The 5,792-nt window shown below is 70.7% G+C and carries 6 protein-coding genes and 2 pseudogenes; 2 read left to right on the top strand and 6 right to left on the bottom strand.

What is annotated here, in order from left to right; translation table 11 throughout:
- Window positions 1–95: 95 nt before the first annotated feature.
- The 5 genes and pseudogenes from ACWD5Q_RS34920 to ACWD5Q_RS34900 form a co-directional block, all read right to left on the bottom strand.
- Window positions 96–641, bottom strand: a pseudogene (locus ACWD5Q_RS34920) (AAA family ATPase); the annotation flags it as partial.
- 116 nt (window positions 642–757) lie between these two features.
- Window positions 758–910, bottom strand: coding sequence for a hypothetical protein (locus tag ACWD5Q_RS34915; protein WP_451431094.1), 153 nt, complete (start codon window positions 908–910; stop codon window positions 758–760).
- 13 nt (window positions 911–923) lie between these two features.
- The gene (locus ACWD5Q_RS34910; RefSeq protein WP_451431093.1) at window positions 924–1,133 is read right to left on the bottom strand and encodes a transposase; all 210 of its coding nucleotides are present in this window, start codon (window positions 1,131–1,133) and stop codon (window positions 924–926) included.
- Window positions 1,134–1,865: 732 nt separating this feature from the next.
- On the bottom strand, window positions 1,866–2,576 hold the full coding sequence (locus tag ACWD5Q_RS34905; protein ID WP_451431092.1) for a class I SAM-dependent methyltransferase: 711 nt from the start codon (window positions 2,574–2,576) through the stop codon (window positions 1,866–1,868).
- 53 nt (window positions 2,577–2,629) lie between these two features.
- A complete protein-coding gene (locus ACWD5Q_RS34900; RefSeq protein ID WP_451431091.1) occupies window positions 2,630–3,145 on the bottom strand; it encodes a hypothetical protein in 516 nt (171 codons plus the stop codon).
- Between the two features lie 135 nt (window positions 3,146–3,280).
- Here ACWD5Q_RS34900 and ACWD5Q_RS34895 point away from each other — a divergent pair, with 135 nt between their 5' ends.
- Window positions 3,281–4,537, top strand: a complete 1,257-nt coding sequence (locus ACWD5Q_RS34895; protein ID WP_451431090.1) for a histidine kinase — start codon at window positions 3,281–3,283, stop codon at window positions 4,535–4,537.
- The gene (locus ACWD5Q_RS34890; RefSeq protein ID WP_451431089.1) at window positions 4,525–5,175 is read left to right on the top strand and encodes a response regulator transcription factor; all 651 of its coding nucleotides are present in this window, start codon (window positions 4,525–4,527) and stop codon (window positions 5,173–5,175) included. The genes ACWD5Q_RS34895 and ACWD5Q_RS34890 overlap by 13 nt, the downstream gene beginning before the upstream one ends.
- A gap of 119 nt (window positions 5,176–5,294) precedes the next feature.
- Here ACWD5Q_RS34890 and ACWD5Q_RS34885 read toward each other — a convergent pair.
- A pseudogene (locus ACWD5Q_RS34885) lies at window positions 5,295–5,456 on the bottom strand (transposase); the annotation flags it as partial.
- Window positions 5,457–5,792 lie beyond the last annotated feature (336 nt).

The following is a 5,792-nucleotide window of genomic DNA, read 5'->3' as shown; positions in this document are numbered from 1 at the left end:
ACGACCGAGGATCAGGAAGGAACCGGCCGCACCACCAACCCTGCCAGCACCACCAAGCCGCTGTCAGCTCTCAACGGCCAATGGGCAACAGGGTCGTCGGCACTCTGGGCGCCGGTGGTGGTGCGGGGGTTGAGCCGGTGGATCTCGTCGATCATCACCAGCTGGACGCCCGCGGCGGTGTAGGTGTGGCAGACGGCGCCTGTGATCTGGGCCTGGGACATGCCGGCGGTGACGAGGATGCCGAGGTAGCGGGCGAATTCGATGGCGAGGGTCTTGGCGCTGGCGGCGGGCGGGACCAGGACGTAGGCGACGGGGGCCTGTCCGGCTGCTGCCGCAGCGCCGTGGCGGCGGGTGTGGGCGAGGTGGCAGGCGCGTCCGACCTGGAGCAGGGCGGTGGTTTTCCCGGCGCCGGCGGGACCGGTGACGATGAGGAAGGGCCGGGCGGTGACGGCCTGGTGGCGGCCGAGGATCATCAGGGTGCGCACGTTCTTGGCGAGGGTGTCGATGGCGGGGGTGCGTACGGTGACGAACCGCGAGTGGTAGGCCAGGCGTTCTTCCAGACTGCGGTGCGGCGCCCCGGGTGGGGGAGGGGCTGCCACGGGGGTGGTGGCGAATGCCTGGAAGCCGTCCCAGGTGGTCACCGACTGAGGCTGAGGATCAGGGGCGTCGTCGGCGGTGCTTGCCGCGGCCCCGGGAGGCCGTTCCGCCGTCGACGGGGAACTGCGGGCTGATGCATCGCTCGTGCCCGGCGAGGTGTTCACGGATGGCCCGCGACGAATACGCCTTGTCTGCGAGGACTGCCGCTGGCCGGGTCCGGGGCCAGATGGGCTCGCACGATCGTGGAGTCCACCGAGACGACCCAGTTCAGCTCCTCGTCGGCGTCGGCCTGTGCCACAAGCGCGGTGAACACCCGCTCCCATGTGCTATCGGCGGACCACATCCGCAGCCGGTTGTAGACCCCCCCGCCAGTTGCCGTACTTCTCCGGCAGCTGCACCCACTGTGCCCCGGTCTGAAACTTCCAGGCGATGGCGTCGATCACCTCTCGGTGGTCCCGCCACCGGTCACCCCGCTTCGGTGTCCGGTCCGGAAGCAACGGCTCGATCCGGGCCCACTGCGCGTCAGTCAACGGCACACCAGGACAAACGAGCAGACGATCCGAAGGGAGCGACTACACGCAGCCGGTGCCATCGGGTTTCCCGGCAGCTGTCCACCAGGACATCACCCGGGCAGCCATCGCTTCCGGCTCTGACGGAAGAGGGGTGAGACCGAAGTAGTCTTCCAGCTCATGCCGCAGGAACTCACCGATCTCCGCCTGGTCGGCGCCCCCCGGAGCCGCTGAAGGAGAGGGACGAGCATGCAGTCGTACTCCTCCTGCACCGCGTCAGCGACGCCGATCGGATCCCACTCATAGAGCAGATGCCGCAGGCCGTTCTCGGTGACGTCGGTCCCAGGTCGCATCGCTCCAGGGTGCCACCCCAGAACCGCCGCCATCACTCACCCCCACCTTGATCCAGAAGAAACCGCCTACACCAGCCCCGCTCACCTGTGGCTGGGTAGCACCGCCGAAAACCGCGCGGAATGGGCCAGTCGGCACTGCACCACCACAGGCCCGCTCGCAGAACTCCGCGGGGCTGCTGGACGCACCCGCCTTATCGCCGCCGCCCGGGCTTGCTGCCGGAGAGGACCCAGCACGATCGGAGACCGGAATCACGCAGCAGAAGCCGCAGGACTCCCCTCTCACCTTGCGGGGGCGCCGCAGTTTTCGTGGCTGGCCGCGGTTGGGGCGGAGCCCCCTCGCCTCCTGGAGCGGCCTACCGCGCGCCAGGTTGTTCAGCTCGGTGATCGCGGTCCCTGCGTGCGGTGCTCACGCTTCCCCGTCGTCGCTTTCCCGGTCGCTGTGGGCGAGGTGCTCGCCCTGGGGCGCGTGGGCTCCGCAGGGTCGGAAGCGGGCGAGGTATGCCGGGCTTGGGCCGCGGCGCTCGGTCAGGTGGAGGCCGGCGGCGTCGGCGAGCCGGTGCAGCCGGCCGAAGGGGATCCAGTGCCGGTCGAAGAACTCGCCGATCACCAGCCGCCCGCCTGGTGCCAGCACCCGTGCCGCCTCGCGCAGTACCCGATCCGGCTCGGGGATCTCGCCGAGCGCGGTCACGGCGTATACGGCGTCGAATGTCCCGTCGGCGTAGGGCAGTTCACGTGCGTCCGAGCGGGTGGGCCTGATCGTCGCCAGGCCGTCGCGCTCGGCGCGGCACATCACGTGGTCGAGCATCTCCTGCTGGATGTCGAGCACATCGAGCCGTCCCTCCGGTCCGAGCTGCGGGGCGACGTGCAGCGACTGCAGGCCCGTCCCCGGGCCGATCTCCAGGATCCGCTCCCCCGGCCGCGGCCGCAGTACAGCGTCCATCCGGTCGGCTGTCAGGAACGGCAACGGCACGTCGAGCAGGCCGCGTTGGGCGTACGGATAGGGCGCCGTGTCGCCCAACCACCAGGCGGCGGCCAACGCGGCGCCCGCGCCGGCGGCGACCGCCCAGCGGGTCCGGGCCGGGATCGGGGCGACGGGGGCGGTGGTGATGCGGTGCATGGTGTTCTCCGGTGGATTGATTTGGTCCGTGGCATGTGGCTGGGTGGTCGGCGTCACGCGTGCCGGCTCAGGGCCCGCAGCGCCAGCCGGCCGCACAGCGCGGCGAGCGGCAGCTCGGCGCCGAGCGCCATGGCGACCGCGGTGGCGAAGTCGCCGCCCGGGGCCGCGGTCGTGGTGTCGAACCAGGCGTCGACCGCAAGCAGCGTCGCGGTCGCGGCGGCTGCCAGGGCGTGCCGCCGGTCGCCGCGGGCGGCGAGGAGGCCGGTGGCGATCAGGCCGAGCGCCTCCAGCGCGTCGAGCCCGACCCAGGCGACCGGCCAGTGCGCCGCGGTCGCGGTGGCCGGCAGGCCGGTGGCCAGCACGTACAGCCACGGCAGCAGGCCGAGCCCGCAGGCGACCAGCAGCCCCCCGGCCCGCCGCATGCCCCGCGCTGGGCGCGGCTCCTCCGCCTCTTCGTGGAGCGGGATGACCTCGGCGCGGCCGAAGTCCTCTGGGCTGGCCACTTCCTCATCGCACAACGCCAGTTGACGCATCCTCTTCCCCCGCTCTCCGTGGGCTGTCCCCTTCACGTGTTCCAGCCTCCGGCGTGCACTGGGGCGTCGTCAGTCACGCAGGGTTCCGACTCGGGGTGGAGAAAAGTGCACCCCCGAACCGGGTGGGAGCGTCATGGCATGGGGATGGCCTGCGGCTTTACCGTTTGACGCATGCAACTCACGACGTGGCTGCAGCTGGTGCTGGGCCGGCCGTTCCGCAGGGCGGGACACCGGACCGCGCTCGTCGCCGCCGGCCTGCCGCTCCACCTCGCCGTAATACCACTGTGGCTCTGGCTGGCCGGCGCGATGGCGGGGGCGCCGGCCGTGACTCCGCTGCCCGTGCTGCTCACGCTCTGGGTGACACCCCTGCTGACCGTCGGGCAGCGGCGGCGCTACCGGGCGCTCGTCGGCAAGGACCTCCCGCGCCCCGCCGTACCCGGGCCGGGACGCAACTGGAAGTCGGCGGTGCGCCGGCTGACCACGCGGGCCTTGTGGCGGCAGGTCTGCTACCACGCCGTGGCGGGTCCGCTGCTCGCCGTCCTGGACCTCGCCGTCCTCGCCGTCTGGGCCGCCGCTCTCGTGGCCGCCTCCATCTACGTGTGGATCTGGGCGCTGCCCCCGCAATGGCGGGTCACCGACCTCGGGTACACCACGCAGGCCGCGTACATCACCGCCGGCGGCCTCGCCCTGCTGTTCCTCGGGCCCCGGCTGACCGGCGCTCTGGTGCGGCTGGACACCCAGACGGCCGAGGTCCTGCTCGGCCCCAGCCGCACGGAGAAGCTGGCCCGCCGGGTCGCCGATCTCGCCGAGAGCCGGGCCGGCGTGCTCGACGCCGCCGACGCCGAGCGGCGGCGGATCGAGCGCGACCTGCACGACGGCGCGCAGCAGCGCCTCGTCTCACTCGCCGTCAACCTGGGCCTGGCCAGGTCCACCCTCGGCGACCTGCCGGAGGACGCCCGCAAGGTGATCGACGAGGCGCACCGCGAGGCGAAGGAGGCGATCGCCGAGCTGAACAACCTGGTGCGCGGTCTGCATCCGGCCGTCCTTGAGGACCGCGGCCTCGACGCCGCGCTGTCCGGGGTCGCCGCCCGCCTCCCGATCCCGGTGCGCGTGGCGGTGGACCTGCCGCAGCGCCCCTCACCCACGGTCGAGGCCGTCGCGTACTTCGTGGTCTCCGAAGCCCTGACGAACGTGGTCAAACACGCCCAGGCGACCCGGGCGGACGTGACCGTGGAGCGGATCGGGGAGACACTGCTGGTGGTCGTCGCGGACGACGGCGCGGGCGGCGCGGATCTCGCGGCGGCCGGCGGTGGCACCGGGCTCGCCGGGCTCGCCAAGCGCGTCGCGTCCGTCGACGGCACGTTCTCCTGCCGCAGCCCCGCCGGGGGCCCGACCGTCATCACCGTGGAGCTGCCGTGCGCGCCGTGATCGCCGAGGATTCCCTCTTGCTGCGCATCGGCGTGGTCAAGGTGCTGGAGGCGGCCGGCTTCGAGATGTGCGCGCAAGTCGCCGACGCAGAAGGGCTGCTGGCAGCCGTCGAGGAGCACCGGCCCGACATCGCCGTGGTCGACGTGCGCATGCCGCCCGGCTTCACCGACGAGGGAGTGCGCGCCGCGCTGGTGATCCGCCGCCAGTACCCGCGTACCGCCGTGCTCCTGCTGTCGCAGTACGTGGAGGAGCGGTACGCGGCCGATTTGCTCGCCGCCAACACCTCGGGCGTCGGCTATCTGCTCAAGCAGCGGGTCGCCGACGTCGAGGAGTTCGCCGAGGCGGTACGCCGGGTGGCGGCTGGCGGCACCGCGCTCGACCCGCAGGTCGTCGCGCAGCTGCTGGTGCGCCGGCACAGCGATCCGCTCGACCGGCTGACACCGCGCGAGCGGGAGGTGCTGGAGCTGATGGCGGGCGGCCGGTCCAACTCCGGCGTCGCCGCCGAGCTGGTCGTGAGCGAGAGCGCGGTCGCCAAGCGCATCAACAGCATCTTCACCAAGCTCGACCTGCCCAAGGCCGACGCCGACCACCGCCGCGTCCTAGCGGTGCTGCGCTTACTGGGCGTTGCGACCGCATAGTGCGCGATCACGCCCGCATGCCCAGTCGACAACGGTGCTGAGCTTGAAATTAAAGGTTTCCCCTCGGCTCTTCGGACCGGTGGCTGTCCTTTTTGTGGCTCTCCTGCCGTATGAGTGGGTCATGCTGGGGCGGTTTGGCGTCCGGGGAGCTGGGGGCGGGGGCCGGCGAGGGTGAGCATGACGAGGGCGATGACGGCGTCGGCGGAGTGGAAGCCGAAGCCTCTGCGGATGATCAGACGGGTTTTGGTGTTGGTGGACTCGATCAGTCCGTTGCTCATGCCTGTCGGTCTGTCGTGTAGTTACGACATGAAAATGCTCCTGACCTGCTGTGCTTAGAGTTCGGAGGCGAAGCAGTGATCTTGAGTGGTATGGCGTCTGAACTGCTGTGGTGCCTTTGGAGTGTTGCAGGCTGACTGGCTAGCTGGGTACTTCACCTGCGATGCTGAGACTAGACGGAGGATGTCGTAACTAGACAGATAGTTTCTTGGCTTGGAGGGCAGATGTATCGCCCTGTAGTTGATCTCTAAGAACTCCTAACAGAATGCTGCAACTCGCCTCGGAATGAAGGGGTCTGATGACTTGTTAGCCTGCACATGAGAAGGGGTGAGCGGCCGCCG

This window comes from Streptomyces sp. NPDC002513, assembly GCF_053595355.1.
Note: the sequence above shows the minus strand (reverse complement) of the source record. Positions and strands in the feature narration are given on the sequence as shown.

Excerpts from the sequence above, each read along its gene's own strand:
- ACWD5Q_RS34905 (WP_451431092.1), bottom strand. The coding sequence starts at position 2,576 with ATGCACCGCATCACCACCGCCCCCGTCGCCCCGATCCCGGCCCGGACC.
- ACWD5Q_RS34895 (WP_451431090.1), top strand. The coding sequence starts at position 3,281 with ATGCAACTCACGACGTGGCTGCAGCTGGTGCTGGGCCGGCCGTTCCGC.